The sequence below is a fragment of the Serratia sp. CY38905 genome, assembly GCF_052168875.1.
GTDB classification, from domain to species: Bacteria; Pseudomonadota; Gammaproteobacteria; order Enterobacterales; family Enterobacteriaceae; genus Serratia; species Serratia sarumanii.
Map to the genome: position 1 here is coordinate 270,957 of NZ_JBJNLV010000003.1, position 19,847 is coordinate 290,803.

A 19,847-nucleotide genomic window follows, 5' to 3' on the forward strand; every position below is an offset into this window, starting at 1 on the left:
CGACGGGCCAATATGGCGAGCAGGATCAAGAATGCGTGGAAAAAATCGGCGGATTTTAACTCTTGTTACCTTTTTCTGTATTTCGCCGCATTTAACTACGCTTAATGACGTGAACTCACCCTTATGAAGCAGGAGCGACAGCATGAACGAACAGCGACGCCAGGAGCACGAGCCGGATGAGACGATGCAGGTAGAGAGCGAAGAACAGGAACAGGGCAAGCGCGAAATCGAAGTCAGGGAAGAAAATCTGCCTTCGCGCGCGGCGGCGGTGCATGAACAGATCCGGATGGAAGGCGAAAAAGAGCTGGAGCGCGACTGGCTGGCATTGCTGTGGTCGGCGATCGCCGCCGGGCTGTCGATGGGCGCCTCGCTGGCGGCAAAGGGCATTTTCCACGCCCGCCTGCCGGACGATCCCAGCCGCTTTTTTATCGAGAACCTCGGCTACACCTTCGGTTTCATCATTGTCATCATGGCGCGCCAGCAGCTGTTTACCGAAAATACCGTCACGGCGGTATTGCCAATCATGCATAAACCCACGCCGCGCAACCTGCTGATCCTGCTGCGCCTGTGGGGCGTGGTGCTGCTCGGCAACCTGATCGGCACCGGGCTGGCGGCGCTGGCGTTTACCCATATGCCGCTGTTCGACGCCGAGACGCGCGGCGCCTTCATCAGCCTGGGCGAAGAGGTGATGCGCCATACGCCGGGAGAAATGTTCGCCAACGGCATCCTGGCCGGCTGGATCATCGCCACCATGGTGTGGATGTTCCCGGCCGCCGGCGCGGCGAAAATCTGGGTGATCGTGCTGATGACCTACCTGGTGGCGATTTGCGATCTGACCCATATCGTGGTCGGTTCGGTCGAGATCCTCTATCTGGCGTTCAACGGCACGATTGAATGGCAAGAATTCATTTACCCGTTCGCCCTGCCGACGCTGGCGGGCAACATCATCGGCGGCACCTTTATCTTTGCGCTGATAAGCCACGCGCAGATCCGCAACGATTTGAGCGCCAAAAATCGGGCGGCGCGCCTGCAAGAGGAAAAACGGCGCCACGGCGGGGAAAAACCGTGATCGCCGTCGGTTAGCCGAGGAAATTTCGGCATGAACTGGCGAGGTATTGAGCAAACGCGCCGCTAAGCGCTTATTCTGCGGGTAAAAAAAGGTATAATGCCCCGGCAGCTTCGGTTGCCGGCCCGCAGCGTCCCCGTAGTTAAACGGATATAACAAGCCCCTCCTAAGGGCTAGTTACTGGTTCGATTCCAGTCGGGGACGCCATTCTTTCTTGTCCAGCCATTCCCCGTCATCTGCACCCGCAATCCGCCCTTTTCCCCCGTTCAGATTCGATTTCCCCCGAGCGTTATGATTGGCATTAATTAAAAAACTTAATATCCGTCGGAGTAGAAACCGTCGTCGCCTGCCCTCTGGCCTGCAACTCGCCCTTCTCATCATCGAAATCGAACAACATAACGGTATTGGTAAACACATTCGTCACATAGAGATGGTTACCGCCGGCATCGAAAGCGAGCGCACGCGGCTCAATACCACCGGCTTCATAGCGCGTCGGTGCGCCCGGCAGCCCATCCTCGCCAATTTTTAATACCAGCAGGTGGTTATCGGCACCGCGATTGGTGGCAATAAGATATCTGCCGCTCGGGCTGAGGATTATTGCCCCACCGCTTTTCGCCTCCGCTGAATCCTGCCCGCCGTTCAGTTTCACCTTCCCTTGCCGCGTCAATCGATGGTCGCTGACGGCAAACACCTCGATTTCACTCGCCATTTCAGTGATGACGTAGGCGTATTCCCCTTCTGGCGAGAACGCCATGTGCCGTGGGCCGGCGCCGGGTGCGAAGGCGACATCGCGCGAAGCATCCGCTTGCAAAGGCTGCGCGTTGTCCGAGCGATAGCGGTAGGCGCGCAGCTTGTCCCCGCCGAGATCCGCCGCGTACAGGTATTGGCCATCGCGGCTGAAGGTGGTGGAGTGCGCATGGCCCCCTTCCTGGCGCCCCTGCACGACGCCGGAGCCGGGCGTGAACGGAAAATGCTGCACCCGTTCCCCCAGTTTGCCGTCGCCGCCAATCGGTAATACCGTCACCCCCGCGCCGCCTTTGGCGACGGAGTAGTTGGCGACAAACAGAAACTTGCCATCCGGGCTGAGGGTGGCATGCGTCGGCTGCCGGCCCGCGCTGCTCACCGTATTCAGCACCCGCACGGCGCCGTCTTTGTCTATCGCCAAGGCAGTGACCGTTCCCGCGTTCTCCTCATTGGTGACATAGGCGAAACGGCCATCGCGAGATTTTACGATCCATGACGGGCTTTTCATTTTAATCACGTCGAGCAGCGTTAATGTGCCGTCGCCATTAACCGCCAGACGATAGAGGCCTTCACTGGGGTGCGCCGGTTTCTGCACCGCAGGCGCATCCGGAATATGGGTCCAGGTGCCGACTAACGCTATTTGCTGATGCTCCCGATTATTTGCCATCGCATTTCCTGAAAACATGAAAAGAGTTAATGCCAACGCGAATTGAATGGCCTGCCTGGCTAAACCGGCCACGCTCGCTCCGCCAGACACAGACAATATAAAAGGTAGCATACGGCGCGCATAATGACGCTTATTCATCGAATCGGGGGATTTCTCTATACTCATGATGTTTCCTTTTCTCAACGCTACGCTACAGGAATAAGTATATCGACATTGACGACGCGACTGTGTAAATGCTCATGTCTATATAGTTCGATAAAAAAACTTTCTCTCACCTTGACATTGATAGCCGGCAGATAGGCGTCATAGATATCTGCAAAAAAATCAATGTACTCAGACAACTCACCCATAAAGGGGATGACAATATATTTCCCTCTGGGTATGTAGAAATTGAAGATAGAATGAAAAACCTCTTGCTCCTTACCGTTTGAATGCCATTTTCCCGCTCTGTTGTTTTCCGCACGATAAGCCTTCCCATGCTTGCTTAACCATTTCTCATTAGTCTGCGTAATGTCACCGGCATCTCTGTATTTCCTTATGGAGTGGAAGATCAATGCCTTGTACTGCTTTAACAGCTCGATATCATCCGGCATGACCGTGTGGTAAAAATAGGGTTTCTTGTCAATGCCATACGGTGGGATCTGGGTGGAAAAATCCCATCCCCGGCTGTTCCTAAAGCTGTTGGGCGTTTCGCCAAAGAAACGTTTAAACGCCCGCGTGTAACATTGCTGAGAGGCAAAGCCCGATGCCAAGGCGACATCCAATATGTTCCCTTGATGTTGTTTAAGCAAGATTGCGGATCGGCTCAGTTTTCTGTTTCTGATATAAGTCCCTAACGTAATGCCAAAATAATGTTTAAACAGCCGCTGTAAATGCCATTTAGAGTAACCCGAGATAATAGACACTTTCTCAACGGAAAGTCCCTCTATAATATTCTTCTCCATATACTCTAACACCTGTAAAAGAATATCTTTTCGATAGTCCATGCGCGCTCCTTGCTTTTATAAAAATCGTGTCCTTTTCATTAAAATCGTTAACCAACCAAATCAAGTCATTAAGATTAATCCTAAAAAAATCACCCTGACAACGCCATTTTTACGGCATGGGAAAAGTCATCATATAAATAACTGAAAATGATCATGTTATATAAATACGCTTGCGAAAAACACGTGAATAAAAAATGCGCCACGCAAAGTGCATCCATTAAAGATGCATTTGCCCCGCCGTGGAAAATCACACTTTATGTTAATTGTTTTATCTTAAAGTGTTTTTTTGCGCCCGAATTGCATGACCAAATAGGAATTTCATCATTGCAAATTAAAATGCATTTTATAATCAGGCTGACTGATAAAACGTATTGAGGCTAATGAATAAAAGCATGAACAGCGTTTGAAAAGAAGATAGGGACAGGCTCATTTTCTGAACATCGGGCCAGAAAATCACAGATCGTAATAGGCAGCTTCTTTTATCTTTTTCCTGCGCTGAGAAGAACCGATATTTTAACACATCTTGCTCGATGCCCTATTTTACCCTCCACGCCAATTGGGGCGCTACTTTGCCCACCGTGAACCGCCGGCCCTCCAACGTAAAAGCCTCATGCCGACTCGCACCGTGCGTTGTTGCCAGAATAGCCTGATTGCCCAGTAAAAAGCCCAGCCTATAAGGCCGGGCCTTTCATTAACGGCCTGATTAATCAGCCAGGTTGTCGATCTCTGCAGATCTGTGCTTGCGCAACAGATACAGCAGCAAAGATACCCGCCGCTCGGTGCGTTCCGGGGTATCCGGCGGCAGGTTGTAGCGCAGGGTGTAGCGCTCGTTATTCTCGTTGCAAAAATCGATGACGAGCACGGGCGCAGAGGCCCCCGCTACTTTTCGATAATTCAGCGAGATGCACGACAGGTTTTTTTTCATCTCAACTTACCGCGACAGTGCGGCGTGTTGATTCGGCAATCCGCCCCACGCCGGCGCTCAGCGCGGCGCCCAACAGCAGCATCAACAGCGAACCCCAAGCGGCGCGCGACAGCTGTTTGGCCGCTTCGTCGGCCGCTTCACGCGCTTTCTGCTCGGCCTCGGCCTTGAGTTTTTCCACTTTCTGCACCGCCTGCTGGTAAGCCTGAGCATAGTTATCGACGATTTGGCTCGCTTCATCGCGGCTTTTGCCGGTGCGCGCCGCAACGATATTCACCAGCGCATCCTTGTCGGCGGCGCTCAACGTCGGCTCACCGGACTGCTTGACGCGGTCGAACCACTGCTTGAGCTCGGAGGCGGCCTGCGCCGGATCGGCAGCCGCGTCCATGGCCGATTGCTTGCCGTCGGCGGTCGCCCTATCGGCCTTCTGTTCCAACCGAGCCGGATCCAGTTCCGGCTTGCCGGTCTGCTTGAGCGTGGCGTTCAACTGGTTTTCCAGGCTTCCCCAGTCAAGGCTGATGCCCTTTTTATCCAGCTGTTGCTTGAGGCCTTCGCCCACGTTTGGCGCCGCCGCCGCCAGGCCGCTGCCCGCCAGCGAAAGCCCTTTGCCCACCGCGCTGCCCGCCAGCCCCACCACGCCACTCGCCAGTGAAACCACCAGCCAGGTGGTCAGCAAGGTGGTGATCGCCCAGCTCAGCAGGCCATGCAAGCCGCCGCGGTTCGGTGCGGTGCGGCCGGCGACGAACGCGCCTGCGGCCAGCGACGCCAGCGTTGAAACCAGCAGCCAGATCCCGGTGCCAGTGCCAAAGCCGCTCAGCGGGTTACCCTTTTGCATCATATCCACGGCCTGGGCGCCGATAGCCGTGCCCAGCACGCTGAAGATCAGATAAGTCACCAGCGCCACGGCACTCCCGGCCAATATCGAGCCCCATGACACCTGAAACGCAAAGCGATTTGATTCATAGACAGTGGTCATCGTTGTTCCTTATATTTTCTGGACAAGTGATTGCACGCACGGCGGATAACCGCGCAGACAGATGCAGTCTGCCGCGCGGCGTCGTCGGCCGTCCCGGTTCATTTGCGCCAGAATGACTAGTGCATTCACACCCTGCGAATACGCACGTTATGCACTAAGCTGCTCAGCGAGTAGCGTAACCCGCGGCCCCGGTCAGAGGCCGCTCCCTTCTGTCTAGCGGAGAACACATGAGCCAATCCGTCCTGGCCAGCGAAACCCACCGCGGCCACCTGCAGCAAATCATCTCCGGCTTGTCCGACGGCGTGATCCTGACGGATACCGATCGAACGCTGCTCTGGGCCAACGAGGCCGCGTTGGCCATGCATGGCGTGAGTCATCAGAAAGCTCTGGGGGCCAATGCCGGCGAGTACGCGGCGCGTTTTGCCCTGCGCTATCGCAACAATCATCCGCTGGCTTTGGAACAGTATCCGCTGAACCGGGTTGCCGATGGCGAGACCTTCACCGATGTGGTGGTGGAGGTTCGGCAGGCCGACGATCCGGACAGCTTCTGGGTGCACCGCCTGCGGAGCCTGATTATCACCGATGCGCAGGGGCAACCGGAGCTGCTGGCGCTGATCCTGAGCGACGCGACGGAGTGGGCCAGCGCCGAACAGCGCTTTGAAAAAACCTTCAACGCCAATCCGGCGCCGGCGGTCATTTGTCGGCTAAGCGACCTGCGCTACGTCAAGGTCAACCAGGGGTTCCTCGATATGACCGGTTACCAGCGTGAACAGGTCATGGGCCGTTCGGTCTATGAACTCGACGTTTTGGAACAGGCGGAGCACAAAGATCTGGCGATACAGCGCCTGGGGGAAGGCGCCACCATTCCGCAAATGGAGGCCGAGCTGAAACTGCCCGGTGGCGGAAGCAAGCTGGTGGTGGTTGCCGGCCAACCGCTGGACATCAATGAAGACGACTGCATGCTGTTCACTTTTACCGATCTCGAACCCCGGCGCCAGGCGGAATCGGCGCTGCGGGAAAGTGAAGAGCGGTTCGCCAAGGCATTTCGCCTGAGCCCGGTGCCGACGTTGCTGTGTACCGCGCACGAGCGGCGCGTGCTGGACGTCAACGAAGCCTTTACCCGCACCACCGAGTACGACGCCGAAGCCTTGATCGGCAAGACGATCGATGAGATCCCGTTTATTGACGATCCCGAGGCGAACCGCCGTTTGTTTGCCGCGCTGGAAAAAAGCGGCAACGTCGAAGGGCTGGACATCCGGGTGCGCAAGAAAGGGAGCGAGTCGATCGACTGCGTGGCCTCGGCGGATGCCGTCAGCATCCACAATGCGCCCTGCTACCTGCTGGTGCTCATGGACATTACCGAACGCAAACGCTCGGAGCTGGAGCTGGTCAGCGCCATCGAAGAAGTGATGCAGGACGCCTCCTGGTTCAGCCAAACCCTGATTGAAAAACTGGCCAACGTGAAAAGCATCAACCGGCCCGACCAGGCCGGATTGACCGCCAGCGATCTCACGCCGCGCGAGCGCGATGTGCTGGAATTGATTTGCGAGGGGCTGCCGGACAAGAAAATCGCGGCGCGTCTCAATCTGGCGCTCAACACCATTCGCAACCATGTCGCGACGGTCTATTCCAAACTTGGCGTGCACAGCCGCAGCGAAGCCATCGTCTGGGCCAGAGAACGCGGGCTGTTTACCGGCGGGCTGGCCGCCAGGAACGGAAAGTAGCCTGCAAATGCACTATCCGCACCGATGCAAACGCCCCTTATAGGCTCAAAGTGAAGTGCATAACATGGAGGTGCAAATGCAGGCTTTCGCCCTGTGCGGAAGCCTAACGGATCGAACCTTAGGAGCGCATCACAATGAACAGCGAAAAAGCCAATGGCATGATGGAAAAAGTGGCGGGCAAGGCGCAGGAAATGGCGGGCGACGTCACCGGAAACCCACGTTTGCAGGCCGAAGGCGCCACGCGCTATGCAGCGGGCGCGCTGCAAGAAAAATACGGCGACGCCCTGAGCTGCGCCGGCAGCATGATGAAGAAAAACCCCCTCGCCGCATTAGCCCTCATTGCCGGCGCTGGCCTGTTGACCGGCCTGCTGCTGCGCCGCCGTTGATACGCGCCGGCGAGCAAACCGCTTTTCCCTGAACGCCGCGCCCGGTTAACGACAACCGGGCGCGGTGCTATCGGCCAACGGGCAATGCCGTGCGGGCATATGGCCTTTTCGATTTATTCATCCGTTACGCCGACAATGATGATTAACGGCTATTCAGCGGCATCGGATTATTATGGCGAAACGGCGATATCCCTCATGGAATAGGCGGCATTCTTTTTCATACCGTCGCACGCCGCCTTTACTCACTGCTTAACGACAGCCATTTTATTTTCCTCGCGTATTCCTGATTTTTATCGTCTTCTCAACCCAAACCCCTCGGCGGTTATTTACGGTCTTGGTGCAATAAATCGTCTTACCCTCAACATCATTAAAACCATCAGGTTAAAATTCGACTCCATTCGTCAACCTGGGTTTATCCTCCTCTCCATTAAATGTTAAGATCGCTGTATTGCGCGCACGGAGAAATAGCATGTTCCCCACTAAAAAACATTCACAGCGGGCCACCCCGCTGACCAGCTATCAATTTTCCCGGCTGCATACTTTCGAATGCGTCGCCCGTCATTTATCTTTTGCGCTGGCGGCGCAAGAATTGTCGATCACCCCCAGCGCCGTAAGCCACCGCATTAATTTGCTCGAAAAGGAGTTGGGTTTTCTGCTATTCCAGCGCTTTCATCGCAGAATTACCCTGACGCCGGAGGGCGAGCGCATGCAATGGGCGCTGGACAGCTCCTTCAACACGCTGAATCAGGAAATTCTGGACATCAAGAATCGCGAGCTGACGGGCACCCTGACCCTCTACTCTCATCCGTCTCTGGTGCAATGCCTGTTGCTGCCGCGCATCGGCGACTTTATCGCCCAGCACCCCACCATTCACCTCAACATTCTGACCGGGCAAGAGATCATCAACCTGGCCAACCGCGGCGTGGACTTGGCGATGTACTTCGGCAAACTGCCCTCGGGGCGGCATCTGGACGAGGCCTTTATGCAGGAATCGATGGTGCCGATCTGTACGCCGCAGTACGCCGCCGCACATAGCCTGTACGATGCGCCGGAAAATTTGGCCCACTGCACGCTGCTGCACGATCGCTACAACTCCGGCGAAGACGAGTGGCAAACCTGGTCGCAACACTTTGCGCTGGGGCTGGATACCGACAGCAAAAGCATGGAGTTCGACCGTTCCGATCTCGCGGTGCTGGCCGCCACGCGGCACCTTGGCGTCGCCATGGGGCGGCTCAATCTGGTGCAGGACTGGATCAAAAGCGGCGAGCTGATCATTCCGTTCACCGACATGACCGTGCCCTGCGAGCACTGCTATTTTACCTCGACCATCTCCGAGCGGCAGTGGCCGAAAATCCTCGCGTTTAAGCAGTGGATCATGAAAATCGCCCCTCTGGTCTGATGGCCGGAGGGCTAGCGCATTATTTTAGGGGAATAAGAAAAATTCAGCGCGCAGGCGTAGAGCCGGCCGGCCTTTGAATAAGAGATATATTTGCGGTTTTTATCCCAGGCCAGCAGGGAGTTATTGGCAAAATAATAAACCTCCAATTGCATCCCATTAGCCAACCTCGACCAGCCTCGGCTTCGTATCACGGTAAAATCACCGTTATCGCCGAGCGTAATCAGCGGCACGCCCCAGGCATAGCGGGATATTTGCAGCTGAATAATGAATTGGCTTTCGCAGCTTATTTGGTAGTTCTGTACATCAACATCCATAATTTATATTTTTGGTGCCACCCTTCGATAAAAATAAATAAGATAAGAACAACTCACCACGCTTAACACCAGCGCGATCAGCAAACAGGCGCACAGCGTGGCGCGATCCCAGGTGAAGCGCTGGCCGCGGCGGCAGCCCTGCCGTCGATTCCGATTCTCGCATTCATAATAGGGTTCTCGCCGCCGCGAGAATAATAACAGGCTACCGTCGCGTTATTCTTTGTACACCACGATTTCCTGATAAAGCTTAATCACCTCACCATCGCTGTCGACGGAGTCGGTATATTCGGTTTGCTGCGCCAAATGAATCACCTTCCATCCTTTGCGTGCTAATTCGGGGATCGTCAGGCGCCCCACGCCGCGGCAGGAAAACAGGGTATCGTCAGACAACCTGAGCTTGCTAACCTCTGCATAATCATAGGCTTGAGAATGGCAAACGTGCGACTCCGCCGCCATCGCCGGCAGTGAAAACAGCCCCACTAACAACATTAACAGGTTTCTCATGGCGACCTCCCAATCGCTTATTCATGCCGGCCGATTACGCAGACAAAGGCTGACGTTAATACGCCGGCGAAAGGCTCGAATTAATTCTCTCTTGCACGGCTGAAATTACAGGCTGGCGCCGGTGACTGACAAATGAAAAATATAAACCTTGGCGTTAGATGAATTCATCCGAATCGCCAGACATGCGCAACGGCCCTTTTCACCGCACGAAATGGTTAAAAACCGGTCGATAATTAGCAAGAAAAGTAATTCTTTATGTCACTGTTTATGTTACAAATGCCGCCCGCCGCTAACACACCAAAAAAAACCGTCAAAATGCGTGAAAACGCAGCGTTCTGCGCAAAACATCGGCATGGCGGCGCTGATGGGGCGGTCATACATAAAACAGGGATAACACATGGCAATCAAATTGCGCGTATTGACTCAAGCGGTGGCGCTGGGTCTGGCGATCGGCAGCGCGTCGTTCGCCGCTCAGGCGGAAATCACCCTGCTGAAGCAGGATCCGCAGGCCGGCGATCCGCTCAGCCGCCTGAACTTCACCGTTGGCGGCAGCATCCGTCCACAGTTCAACAACATGACGGGCGACGGCGACAAGGGCTCCTACAAGCGTAACGGCTTCGACGGCGGCACCCGCTTCCGTTTCGCGGCGGACTACTACCTGTTCGACGATATCAGCTGGATCAGCTACTACGAGCTGGGCGTGAACATTCCGGCGCTGTTCGACTGGGATCACCACTATGCCGACGGCGCGAGAAACACCAGCCGCCGCATGCTGTACACCGGCCTGAAAAGCAACACCTGGGGCCAGATGACCTTCGGCCAGCAGAACAGCGTTTACTATGACGTGGTGGGCGCCAAGACCGATATCTGGGACTACGACATGCTGGCCCAGGCGCCGGGCAACGGCATCAACGGCGACTACGACGGTTCTTACCGTTCACGCAAAATGCTGAAGTACAAGAACCGCTTCGGCGATGCGGACGTTTATGCCTCGTACCTGTTCAGCGACAGCGACTACCTGCCGGGCAACGGCCTGCGCTATAAGCGCAAAGGCGGCGGCTCACTGGGCGTGGATTACCACATCACGCAGGATCTGACCTGGGGCACCGCCTGGAACTACACCCGCGCCGAAATGCGCAATCCGTCCACCAGCGGCAGCAAGAGCTACGATCAGCACATCGTCGGCACCGCCCTCAGCTGGAAACCGGACAACTGGACGCTGACTTTCGGCGGCGGTTACTACCACGACTTCCTGACCACCAAGAAAACCGACATCAACAATTACTTCGCCGGCGATGCCTGGGGTATCGAATACCTGGCCGGTTATACCGTGCCGGTGGGCCAGTACGCGGTGAAATCGGTAATGCCGTACTTTATGGGCGATCGCCTGGAATACGTCACCGGCCGCAACTACCAGCGCATCGACAACGGCCTTGGGGTTACCGTGCAGTTTGACTACGGCTTCCGCGTTGACGTAGAGCACGTGCTGACATCGAGCACCGACAACCTCGGCGATATGACCGTGGTGCGTCTGCGCTACGATTTCTGATTGTTCCGCACGTAAAAAAGGCCGCGCAAGCGGCCTTTTTCGTTATTGAAGCAGCGTCAGAAGCCGCCGCGCGCCGAGCGCCCTACCGCTTCGCCCAGCTGCCATACCGCCATGGCGTAGTGGGTGCTGTGGTTATAGCGGGTGATGACGTAGAAGTTCGGCAGGCCGTACCAATACTGGTAGCCGGTGCCGACGTCCAGCCGCAGCAGGCTGGCTTCCTGATTGTTGCCGAGCGAACCCTGCGGGCTTAGGCCGGCTTCCGCCAGCGCAGCGACCGAGTAGCGGGTCTTGAAGCCGTTTTCCAATCCCGGCGCCTGGCCGTTGGCCTGAATCGCGACCGGCTCGCCTTTAGACCAACCGTGCGCCTTGAAGTAATTGGCCACGCTGCCGATGGCATCGACCGGATCCCACAGGTTGATATGACCATCGCCGTTGAAGTCGACCGCATAGCTCTTGAAGGAAGACGGCATGAACTGCCCATAGCCCATCGCGCCGGCGAAGGAGCCGCGCAGTTCGAGCGGATCGTCGCCCTCGGTGCGCGACATCAGCAGGAAGGTTTCCAGCTCGCCGGCGAAGTAATCGGCGCGGCGCGGGTAGTTGAAGGCCAGCGTCGCCAGCGCATCGATAATGCGGGTTTTACCCATTACGCGGCCCCAGCGGGTCTCCACGCCGATAATCCCCACGATGATCTCCGGCGGCACGCCGTACACCTGCCAGGCCCGCTGCAGCGCATCCTGATATTGATTCCAGAACACCACGCCGTTTTGCACGTTATCCGGCGTGATGAACTTGTTGCGGTAGCGCAGCCAGGAACCGTTCGGGCCGGTAGGCCCCTGGGTAGACGGTTTCGGCGCCTGCCTGTCCATCAGCCGCAGCACCGAATCCAGGCGCCGAGCCTGCGCCAGCACGTCGTGCAGCTGCTGTCGATCAAAGCCGTGTTCCCGCACCATCTTATCGATAAAGCGTGCGGTATTCGGGTTATTGGCGAAATCTCCACCCAGCGGCGCGCCGCTGTGCGCCGGGCTCAGCAAAAAGCCGCCCTTTACCGGGGTGCCCTGCGGCGTAGCGGTGGTACTGGGTTTCGGCGTGCTGCTACAGGCAGCAAGCAAGGTAATCAGCGGTAAAAGCGCAACCAGGTGACGCATCGGATATCCATATAGCCATGCAAGAGATAAGTGGGAGTTATGTTAATGCATTGTTCAACGCGAACAAACAGGATTATGCCGCCAATTACCACGCCAGGTAGCCAAACGTGCCAAATTGTGACGTTTTGCACGGTGAGAGAACGCCCGGCGCGGCCGCGCGGAATCTCAACCGCGACTAAATGAGAAAAATTATCACCTTGACGCCCCCTTTTACCCCGATAAAATGCCCGGCTGCTTGCCACCCGGCTATCGCCGCAATGATCACGACAATGGACTGTGATGGAATCTCTCGGACAACTCGCCAAAGACCTGTACCGTGGGCGCATCTCGCGCAAACCCTTTATTTTCTCGCTGGCGATCTTCGCCGTTGGCATCGTGCTGCTGTCGTTTCTGTCGACCTACCTGGACAAAAACCATTTTCGCGCCCATGCGCACGGCGATACCGAGGAATTCGTCTCGGTGCTGCTGTATCTGCTGTGCATTATGGTCTGGGCACTGTTCTGTTTCGGCCTGGTGGCGTGGTTCATGGCCAAAACCGCGTTTCGGCTCAACGATATCGGCCTGCCCGGCTGGGCGCTGGCCGCAGCGTGCTATGTTTGCTCGGTGCTCAACAACTACTCCCCCGGCCCGGTGGCGCGCTGGCTGCCTCTTTTCAGCCTGGCCGTCATGATCTGCGCTCTGCTGTTGCCGCCGGGCGGGCTGCGCCGCAGGCCGGACGGCAACGCTGACGACTAACGCAGCTGCACCACCTTGTTCGCGGCCGGTTCGGCCGCCGTCAGCCTGCCGCTGACCTGGCTGATGCCGCCGCCGCTGTTATGGGACACCACGGCGATCGGCAAACGCCGCAGCTGCCGGGTCAGCTCGGGCGTGATATAGCCGATGTGGGTGTTCTGTTGCTGTTTCCGCCAGCGGTCGGCCGCCCTGCGGCGGGAGAAATACTGGTTGTATTTGGCCCAGGCGATCAGCGTGACGGCATTGAACAACGCCACAATGATGTACAGCGAGATCACTTCCAGCAGCGACAGGGCGGAGCCCACCCCGTGCTGATCCATCACCGACATCAGGCCGCGGCTGAACAGATAAAGGAAGCCGCACCAGGCGAAAAGCGTCAGCAGGCTGTCTACCACGCGCGGCAACAGGCCGCGTTCGGAATAAATCAGGACGTCCGTCATTCTTTGATCCTCCCAATGCCCCGGTCGGGGCTGATCCAGCGCGCACGCCCGCGCCGAGCTTTCAACATCACTTTGGAAAACGCCACCAGCGTGGTCAGCAGGCTGAGCAGCCAATACACCAGCGGATACCAGATGATCCAGAACAGCGAGCGGCCGAAGCCCTTCTCATAGCGCTTCTCCAGCAGCAGGCTGACGGTGAACTGCAGCAGGCACACCACGCCCAGCACCAGGCCGGTAAACGCCGGCGTCAGCAACGAGTGAATGCGGATGCCCTCCGGCAGCGGCACCGCCAGCCCGACCAGGAAAATCAGCACGCTGACCAGGTAAGTGAACGCCCACAACGTGGAGAGGCAATACTCGGCGAACAGCAGCCACATATGCCGGTGCTCCCAGGCCCACAGGTTGCGCAGATTCTTTAAAAACACCTCGGCGCCGCCCTGCGCCCAGCGCAGGCGCTGCTTCCACAGCCCGCGCAGGGTCTCCGGCATCAGGATCCAGCACAGCGCCCGCGGTTCGAAGAAGATAGCCCAGTGCTTGAGCTGCAGTTTCCAGCTGATGTCGATGTCTTCGGTGATCATGTCCTGGCTCCAGTAACCGACATCGGTAAGCGCTTGCTTACGAAACGCGGCCACCACGCCGGAGATGGTGAACAGGCGGCCATAAACGCGCTGCGTGCGCTTGATAAGGCCGATGATCGATGAAAACTCACCGACCTGGATGCGGCCGATCAGCGTGGAGCGCGTGCGGATGCGCGGGTTGCCGGTCACCGCGCCGACGTGCGGATTGGCCAACAGCGGCGCCACCAAATAGGCCGCCGCATCGCGATCCAGCAGCGCATCGCCGTCGATGCACACCAGATACTCGCTGCGCGCCGCCGCCGCGCCCGCCTGCAGCGCGATCGCTTTGCCCTGATTTTGCGCCAGATGGATCACCCGCAGCCGGGGGAACTCCAGCGTCAACTGATCCAGCACCTCGGCGGTGTCATCGCTGGAGCCGTCGTTGATGGCGATCACTTCGATATTTTCATAGCGCTGCGCCATCGCCGCCGAAATGGTTTCACGCGCGTTCAACCCTTCGTTGAAACAGGGGATCAGCACGCTGATCGACGGGTTGCCCGGCAGCGCCGGCGCGGGCATGTCCGGGCTCCAGCGCCAGTGGCGCTCGCGGTGCAGCCAGAAATAGATGCCGCCGGCGATCCAGATACCGGACATGAACAGCGGCCAGAAGAACACAAAGTTGAGCAGCACTTCGCCGGTAAACAGCAGGACGATGCCGAAAGGCACGCTCAACACCAGACACAGGATGAATAAGGCAATTAAACGATCGGTCATGGCAGTGGGAACCAGGCTGAGGACAACACCGGGCGAACGGCATCCAGCTTAGGCCGATCGTCGAGGAAGTTGTCGGGGTAATAACCAAAGCTCTGAGCGCCATTGCGCTGCAGGCGACGCATCCATTCGGCCAGCAGTTGACCGTCATCCAGGCTGATCCGGCGCTCCTTGCGCCAGTCGACGGCCTGCAACTCAAACACCGTTTTATCGAGCGCGCCGGGGTAAGCGGCCACTTTGCCCACCAGTTGATCCAGCCAGCGGCCGCTGTCGGCGCGCGGCACGTTTTCCATCAGCGGCATCGCCATCGGCGCCACCCAGTCGTAGGCCTGCAGGAAATCCGCCAGATTCTGGCCGAACCAGGCTTCGCTGGCGGGATCGAGCACCGGCATCGCATAGATGTTGCGCGCGGTTTGCACCTGCGGGCCGCGGATCGCCCGCACCCGCTCGGTCAGCGACTGGGTAAATTCGATCAGCGCCCGGCTCTTGAAGCGCGTCCAGCGCGCCATCGCCTGCGGATCCTGGCGTATCGCCGCCACCGAATCGGCGAAGCCGGCCTGGCGGTAGGCCGCAGCGGCGTCGGGGCCGGCGTCTTCGAAGTCCGACAGCAGGGCATCGTCGTGGAACAGGATCCCTTTGAAGGTGGCGTGAGCCGCCAGATCCTCGTAGATCTCACCGATGCGCTGGCGCGCCACCGGGCTGAACGGCGACAGGCGGCGGTACTGCTTGTCGTCTACCGACAGCTGCCCGTTTTGCGGATCGAGGCGCTGTACGCGCGGCACGTCAGATCCCAGCTCGAACGCCAACACCGGCATCCAGGCATACACGGCCACGCCGGTGCGCGAAGAGAGCTGCCAGGAGACCCGGTTGAACAGGTCGGCCTTCATCGGCAGCCAGCGGTTGGGGAAATAGAGCTCGCGCACGTTGCCGTCGCCTTTTGGATCGGCGAACGCCTGCAGGAAAACGGTATTGATGCGCAGGTCGTAGATGCGCTGGATCAGCTTGTCGAGGTTTTTGGCCTGCTGCTGCGGATCGGGATCGTAAAGGTAGTCGAGATCGACGTGCGCCACCCGCATGATCTGCCGGTTCTGTATCTGCGTCAGCTGCTGGGCGAAGCTCGTCAGCGACGGATTGCCGGCCACCAGCATGCGCGGCACGTTTTCAGGCGCGTTGACGTCTCCCAGCCCGTTCTCCAGCGTCAGCGCCATGCGGTAACCGTGCTTGCGCGCGATGTCCAGCGCCACGCCGCCGGCCGCGCCGTACGGCCAGACCCACACGCGCGGCGCCTTACCGGTGGCGGCGGTGATGCGCTGGGTGATCAACGCCACGTCCTTCTCGATGCGTTGGCGATATTCCGCCTCGCTTTCGTAGCGGCCCTGTTTGGCGTCGTACAGCCGATTGGCGATCGCCGGTTCGGTATTGCCCTGCGGGTTGGCGATGCCGCCGTAATGCGACGCGTAGGTGTGCGCGCCGATCTCCACCAGCCCGGAGTCCGACACTTCCCGCACCTGCTGCCAGGTGAGGAAGCGATCGCGCGGCGTCATCAGGCCGCCGAAATCGACCGGCTTGTCGGCCGGCGCATCCAGCCAGACGCCGACCGGCGCCAGCACCGCCGGCCAGTTGTAGGCCTTCAGCAGCGGGAAGACCCGGCTGTAGAAGCTGCGGTAGCCGTCGTCGAAGGTCAGCAGCACCGCCTTGTTCGGCAACGCCGGGCCGCCGTTTTGCGCCTGCAGGATCTGCTCGACCGACACCGGCTGGTAGCCGTTTTGCTTCAGCCAGGCGAACTGTTCATTGAGCGCGCTGGTGCGCACCGACATGTAGCGCTGGTCCGCCGCGCCGTCTTCCACGTCGTGATACGCCAGCACCGCGTAACGGTTGGCCGGCCACGGGCGTTCCATCGGCCCCACGGGCCGCTCCGCCGGCGGCGTGAAGCGCGGCACGTCCGCCTGGCTGCAGGCGGTGGTCAGCAACGCGGCCAACACGAAAAGCGAAGATCGAATAAGCATGATTATTCCTTTAAAAACGATAATTCAGATCAAACGTCACGCCGATGTTCCGCTCGCGCTTGCCGTCGTAAGGATGCTTCTCAAACTGCAGCATCGCGCCGGCGTCCAACACCCCGTTCCAACTGATGCGCTGGCCGTAACCCAGCTGGGTGATCGGCTTGCGCGCATAGTCCCGCTGCCAATAGCTGCCGGCGCCGGCCTGGAACTGCTGGCTCCACTCGGTCTGATAATGGCGATACAGGGTGTGATCGAGCGTTAACGACGGCAGCAGCGTGAAGTCGCGCTTCGGGTTGTAATACGGCACGTTCTCCTGGCTGTTGCGGCTGCCGGACAGCGTCAGGTTCATGTCCAGCCGATAACGGGCGCCGGCGAGCAGCCGTTGCCGCCCTTCCAGGCCGTATTCCAGCCGGTTGTTGCCGTCCGAGAAGTGCGAAGGCGCCACGCTGGCGCGCAGCTCGCGGCTTTCGTTCTGCTGCCAACGCAGCCACAGGTTGCCGCCGTTGGCGCTGATGCCGTTGGTCAACGCGCGCAGCGGCGTCTCGGCCGACAGGCGCGCCACCGAACCGCCGAGGCGCCATTGATCATTCAGGTCATACCAGGATGAAAGGCGCAGGCCGAGCTCATTGCCGTGGCCGTAGTTGCGGTTGGCCACCTCGGCTTCCAGCCACAGATCGCGCGAGCGCCACTCGGCGCCGGCGCTGAGATCGCGGTTGATGCCCTTGCCCTCGTCGAACTGGCCGGTGTTGAATCCCCAGCCGGTGAACAGCCGCCAGTTGTCGTCGATCGGCGGTGAATAGAGCGCGGCGTGAATGCCGAAATCGTGGCTGCCGCTGACCGGCCCGTCGGAATCGATGCCCTGATTGCCGCTGATGCGCAGTTCAGACATGTGGTGAATGCGGCGCGAACGCTCGAGCTGCTGAGCGGCGACGCTTTCCGGCGCGCGCTGGATGACGTCGTCGGCCAGCAAATCCAGCTGCCGCCACTCCTGCAATTCCTGCGCGACATAGCCCTGCTGGATCTCCAACGGCAGGCTGCGCGGCTCCAGCCCTTCCACCTGCTTCAACTCGTCCTCGGCGCGGCGCGGCCAGCCGCGCGCCAAATAAACGCTGGCCAATGAGATGCGCAGCCCCTGATTGCCCGGCGCCGTGCGCGCCAAATGGGTCAACTGCCGTTCGGCCTCGGCCAGATCGCGTTGATAAACCCGTGACTGCGCCAGCAGCGATTGGCCGACCAGCCAGTCATCGTTGTAGGCCAGCGTCGGCAGCTGGTACAGGCGGGTCGCGTAGGGATAGCGCTGGCTGACGCGCTGCGCCAGCAACGCCGCCCGATCGATGCGTTCGTCCTCCGCCTGCGCGTAAAACAGATCGGTTTCGTCTTCGGCGGTCACCGCCTGCGGCGCGGCGGCGTTCAGGCGGCTGAAAATGGCCTGCGCCTTGTCCGGCTGCTGCAGGTAGAGGTAGGCGGACGCCGCCCAGCGCTGGGCATAATCCGGCACCGTGCGCCCTTCCGCCTGCAAGGTTTGATACTCGCTCACCACATCGGCCATGCGATAACGCGCCAGCAGCGCGCCCAGGCGATCGATACGCGCCTGCTGGTAGCTGTCCTGCGCCTCCGGCAGCGGCCGCCACTGCGTCAGCAGTTGGTCATAGCGCGCCAGCGCGCGGTCGGCGATGACGAAGCGTTCCTGTTCGCCACGAGCATCGATAAACGACAGCCGCACCAGTTCGGCGGCTTCATCCACCTGCAGGCGCCGCTGCTGCGCGGGCGGCAATGCCAGCCCCTGGCTTGCACGCAGCGCCGGATCCGCGACCCGGTTCGCCGCCAGCAGCGTCACGTAATAAGCCTGAATGCCGGCGTCGGACGGCGCCAGCGCACGGGCGCGGGTCACGTTTTCCAACGCCGCCCAGCTGCGGCCGGCGGCCTGATCCACATAGGCGCGCGTCAGATACCACGTCGCCGGTTCCAGTAACTTCTCCGCTTTGGCCGCTTCCGTTTGCGCCTGCGCATCCCGCCCGGCATCCGCCAGCGTCATCACGTAGCCACGCTGCAGGCCGCCGTCGGCGGGATCGAGCTGCAACGCCGCCCGCCACAGGCGCAGCGATGGTTGCCACTGCTTAAGATTGCGGTAGGCGCGGGCCGCCGTCGCCAGGCTGGCGCTATCCCGCTGCAGCGCGGCGCCGTCGGCACGCCAGAGTGCGACCACCTCTTCGTCATGGCCGGCCCAACCGGCCACCTGGATATAATCGGCTCGCTGCTGCAGGCTCAACCCCTCCCGAGCGCGCCGCTGCGATAAATACGCCAGCACCGGCGCGGTATCGCCCGATCTGGCCTGACGAATCAGCGCGTCATAGCGCTCATCCGCCAGCGCGGCGGCCGGCAGGGATAAACCGATAAACAGCAATGACGCCGCATATTTGGTGACGTGGCGTTCGGTAAAGCGTAATGAACGCGAGTTAACTTTAGGCACGAGGTATTCCTTTAATCCGTGAGCTGCTGTCCTGGCAGAGTGCAAATGCGAGCAGGCACCCGAAAAGTCGGCTAGAGCCGTCGGGTAATAAGCATGGAGTAATGAATATTTCTGTCTGGCGCAGACATAAAGAGAATCGAATGCGCCTTTGCCTAAAAAGAGTATTTTATAAAGCTGCCGGTGAATACCGCAGCCAGGTGATATCTGCCTGAAACTGGAATTTCACAATTGTTAATAAGTGAAATAATAAAAATTAAACCACAACAAATCAAACACATGAACTTTTATCATGATCAATATTCTTATTTTCACCCTTCCGTGTGAAATTGTATAAAAACCGGCGTGATATTTGATTTTAATTCTCATTATCACCCATCAACAGGGATATTAATCCAAACACCTAATTAAATAATCTTTCTTCCCGGAAAAAATAATAAGAATATTGCTCACAAGGAAATTAAATTTGCCTGCTAATAATTATTACTTTCAATT

General features: G+C 58.6%; 17 protein-coding genes and 1 tRNA gene. 7 read left to right on the plus strand and 11 right to left on the minus strand.

The window, feature by feature from the left end:
* Positions 1-142 precede the first annotated feature (142 nt).
* Both ACJ8MK_RS10790 and ACJ8MK_RS10795 read left to right on the plus strand, forming a co-directional pair.
* Positions 143-1,069, plus strand: a complete 927-nt coding sequence (locus tag ACJ8MK_RS10790) for a formate/nitrite transporter family protein (RefSeq protein ID WP_060424380.1) — start codon at positions 143-145, stop codon at positions 1,067-1,069.
* Positions 1,070-1,198: 129 nt separating this feature from the next.
* Positions 1,199-1,273, plus strand: a tRNA-Arg gene (locus ACJ8MK_RS10795).
* 94 nt (positions 1,274-1,367) lie between these two features.
* Here ACJ8MK_RS10795 and ACJ8MK_RS10800 read toward each other — a convergent pair.
* From ACJ8MK_RS10800 to ACJ8MK_RS10815, 4 genes are all read right to left on the minus strand, one after another.
* Complete coding sequence (locus tag ACJ8MK_RS10800) at positions 1,368-2,642, minus strand: lactonase family protein (RefSeq protein ID WP_442517736.1); 1,275 nt, start codon at positions 2,640-2,642, stop codon at positions 1,368-1,370.
* A 20-nt stretch (positions 2,643-2,662) separates the two neighbouring features.
* Positions 2,663-3,463, minus strand: coding sequence for a helix-turn-helix domain-containing protein (locus ACJ8MK_RS10805; RefSeq protein WP_033635401.1), 801 nt, complete (start codon positions 3,461-3,463; stop codon positions 2,663-2,665).
* 703 nt (positions 3,464-4,166) lie between these two features.
* Positions 4,167-4,388 (minus strand): hypothetical protein, encoded by a 222-nt coding sequence (locus tag ACJ8MK_RS10810; protein WP_004936288.1) that lies wholly within the window; start codon positions 4,386-4,388, stop codon positions 4,167-4,169.
* Between the two features lies 1 nt (position 4,389).
* Positions 4,390-5,361 carry a hypothetical protein gene (locus ACJ8MK_RS10815; RefSeq protein ID WP_041036124.1) on the minus strand — a complete coding sequence of 324 codons (972 nt, stop codon included), beginning with the start codon at positions 5,359-5,361 and terminating at the stop codon, positions 4,390-4,392.
* Positions 5,362-5,588: 227 nt separating this feature from the next.
* On the opposite strand from ACJ8MK_RS10815, the gene ACJ8MK_RS10820 reads away from it, so the two are divergent.
* From ACJ8MK_RS10820 to dsdC, 3 genes are all read left to right on the plus strand, one after another.
* On the plus strand, positions 5,589-7,085 hold the full coding sequence (locus ACJ8MK_RS10820; RefSeq protein ID WP_033653717.1) for a helix-turn-helix transcriptional regulator: 1,497 nt from the start codon (positions 5,589-5,591) through the stop codon (positions 7,083-7,085).
* A gap of 134 nt (positions 7,086-7,219) precedes the next feature.
* Positions 7,220-7,471 (plus strand): CsbD family protein, encoded by a 252-nt coding sequence (locus tag ACJ8MK_RS10825; RefSeq protein ID WP_033648096.1) that lies wholly within the window; start codon positions 7,220-7,222, stop codon positions 7,469-7,471.
* 469 nt (positions 7,472-7,940) lie between these two features.
* Positions 7,941-8,870, plus strand: coding sequence for a DNA-binding transcriptional regulator DsdC (gene dsdC, locus ACJ8MK_RS10830; protein ID WP_039564894.1), 930 nt, complete (start codon positions 7,941-7,943; stop codon positions 8,868-8,870).
* An 11-nt stretch (positions 8,871-8,881) separates the two neighbouring features.
* Here dsdC and ACJ8MK_RS10835 read toward each other — a convergent pair whose 3' ends face one another.
* Positions 8,882-9,184 (minus strand): hypothetical protein, encoded by a 303-nt coding sequence (locus tag ACJ8MK_RS10835; protein WP_041036126.1) that lies wholly within the window; start codon positions 9,182-9,184, stop codon positions 8,882-8,884.
* Between the two features lie 213 nt (positions 9,185-9,397).
* Positions 9,398-9,688 (minus strand): hypothetical protein, encoded by a 291-nt coding sequence (locus tag ACJ8MK_RS10840; RefSeq protein WP_015378635.1) that lies wholly within the window; start codon positions 9,686-9,688, stop codon positions 9,398-9,400.
* Between the two features lie 397 nt (positions 9,689-10,085).
* Here ACJ8MK_RS10840 and ACJ8MK_RS10845 point away from each other — a divergent pair, with 397 nt between their 5' ends.
* Positions 10,086-11,237, plus strand: coding sequence for a porin (locus ACJ8MK_RS10845; RefSeq protein WP_033648100.1), 1,152 nt, complete (start codon positions 10,086-10,088; stop codon positions 11,235-11,237).
* A 56-nt stretch (positions 11,238-11,293) separates the two neighbouring features.
* Here the strand turns inward: ACJ8MK_RS10845 and mltB are convergent, their stop codons facing one another.
* A complete protein-coding gene (gene mltB / locus ACJ8MK_RS10850) occupies positions 11,294-12,382 on the minus strand; it encodes a lytic murein transglycosylase B (protein WP_041036128.1) in 1,089 nt (362 codons plus the stop codon).
* 279 nt (positions 12,383-12,661) lie between these two features.
* Between mltB and ACJ8MK_RS10855 the strand changes: the two genes are divergently transcribed.
* A complete protein-coding gene (locus tag ACJ8MK_RS10855; RefSeq protein ID WP_049233972.1) occupies positions 12,662-13,117 on the plus strand; it encodes a DUF805 domain-containing protein in 456 nt (151 codons plus the stop codon).
* Here the strand turns inward: ACJ8MK_RS10855 and pgaD are convergent.
* From pgaD to pgaA, 4 genes are read right to left on the minus strand one after another with little or no spacing between them, the layout of a single operon-like run.
* Positions 13,114-13,554, minus strand: a complete 441-nt coding sequence (gene pgaD, locus ACJ8MK_RS10860) for a poly-beta-1,6-N-acetyl-D-glucosamine biosynthesis protein PgaD (protein ID WP_015378639.1) — start codon at positions 13,552-13,554, stop codon at positions 13,114-13,116. The two genes, ACJ8MK_RS10855 and pgaD, sit on opposite strands and share 4 nt — an antisense overlap.
* Complete coding sequence (pgaC, locus tag ACJ8MK_RS10865) at positions 13,551-14,885, minus strand: poly-beta-1,6-N-acetyl-D-glucosamine synthase (protein WP_041036130.1); 1,335 nt, start codon at positions 14,883-14,885, stop codon at positions 13,551-13,553. The genes pgaD and pgaC overlap by 4 nt, the downstream gene beginning before the upstream one ends.
* Positions 14,882-16,888, minus strand: a complete 2,007-nt coding sequence (gene pgaB, locus ACJ8MK_RS10870) for a poly-beta-1,6-N-acetyl-D-glucosamine N-deacetylase PgaB (RefSeq protein WP_442517737.1) — start codon at positions 16,886-16,888, stop codon at positions 14,882-14,884. Before pgaB ends, pgaC begins: the two co-directional genes overlap by 4 nt.
* A 10-nt stretch (positions 16,889-16,898) precedes the next feature.
* A complete protein-coding gene (pgaA, locus tag ACJ8MK_RS10875) occupies positions 16,899-19,355 on the minus strand; it encodes a poly-beta-1,6 N-acetyl-D-glucosamine export porin PgaA (RefSeq protein ID WP_442517738.1) in 2,457 nt (818 codons plus the stop codon).
* Positions 19,356-19,847: the final 492 nt, after the last annotated feature.

What these genes read in the sequence shown, in the direction of transcription:
- ACJ8MK_RS10790 (WP_060424380.1), top strand. Translation starts at nt 143, where the DNA reads ATGAACGAACAGCGACGCCAGGAGCACGAGCCGGATGAGACGATGCAG.
- ACJ8MK_RS10800 (WP_442517736.1), bottom strand. Translation starts at nt 2,642, where the DNA reads ATGAGTATAGAGAAATCCCCCGATTCGATGAATAAGCGTCATTATGCG.
- ACJ8MK_RS10805 (WP_033635401.1), bottom strand. Translation starts at nt 3,463, where the DNA reads ATGGACTATCGAAAAGATATTCTTTTACAGGTGTTAGAGTATATGGAG.
- ACJ8MK_RS10810 (WP_004936288.1), bottom strand. Translation starts at nt 4,388, where the DNA reads ATGAAAAAAAACCTGTCGTGCATCTCGCTGAATTATCGAAAAGTAGCG.
- ACJ8MK_RS10815 (WP_041036124.1), bottom strand. Translation starts at nt 5,361, where the DNA reads ATGACCACTGTCTATGAATCAAATCGCTTTGCGTTTCAGGTGTCATGG.
- ACJ8MK_RS10820 (WP_033653717.1), top strand. Translation starts at nt 5,589, where the DNA reads ATGAGCCAATCCGTCCTGGCCAGCGAAACCCACCGCGGCCACCTGCAG.
- ACJ8MK_RS10825 (WP_033648096.1), top strand. Translation starts at nt 7,220, where the DNA reads ATGAACAGCGAAAAAGCCAATGGCATGATGGAAAAAGTGGCGGGCAAG.
- dsdC (WP_039564894.1), top strand. Translation starts at nt 7,941, where the DNA reads ATGTTCCCCACTAAAAAACATTCACAGCGGGCCACCCCGCTGACCAGC.
- ACJ8MK_RS10835 (WP_041036126.1), bottom strand. Translation starts at nt 9,184, where the DNA reads ATGGATGTTGATGTACAGAACTACCAAATAAGCTGCGAAAGCCAATTC.
- ACJ8MK_RS10840 (WP_015378635.1), bottom strand. Translation starts at nt 9,688, where the DNA reads ATGAGAAACCTGTTAATGTTGTTAGTGGGGCTGTTTTCACTGCCGGCG.
- ACJ8MK_RS10845 (WP_033648100.1), top strand. Translation starts at nt 10,086, where the DNA reads ATGGCAATCAAATTGCGCGTATTGACTCAAGCGGTGGCGCTGGGTCTG.
- mltB (WP_041036128.1), bottom strand. Translation starts at nt 12,382, where the DNA reads ATGCGTCACCTGGTTGCGCTTTTACCGCTGATTACCTTGCTTGCTGCC.
- ACJ8MK_RS10855 (WP_049233972.1), top strand. Translation starts at nt 12,662, where the DNA reads ATGGAATCTCTCGGACAACTCGCCAAAGACCTGTACCGTGGGCGCATC.
- pgaD (WP_015378639.1), bottom strand. Translation starts at nt 13,554, where the DNA reads ATGACGGACGTCCTGATTTATTCCGAACGCGGCCTGTTGCCGCGCGTG.
- pgaC (WP_041036130.1), bottom strand. Translation starts at nt 14,885, where the DNA reads ATGACCGATCGTTTAATTGCCTTATTCATCCTGTGTCTGGTGTTGAGC.
- pgaB (WP_442517737.1), bottom strand. Translation starts at nt 16,888, where the DNA reads ATGCTTATTCGATCTTCGCTTTTCGTGTTGGCCGCGTTGCTGACCACC.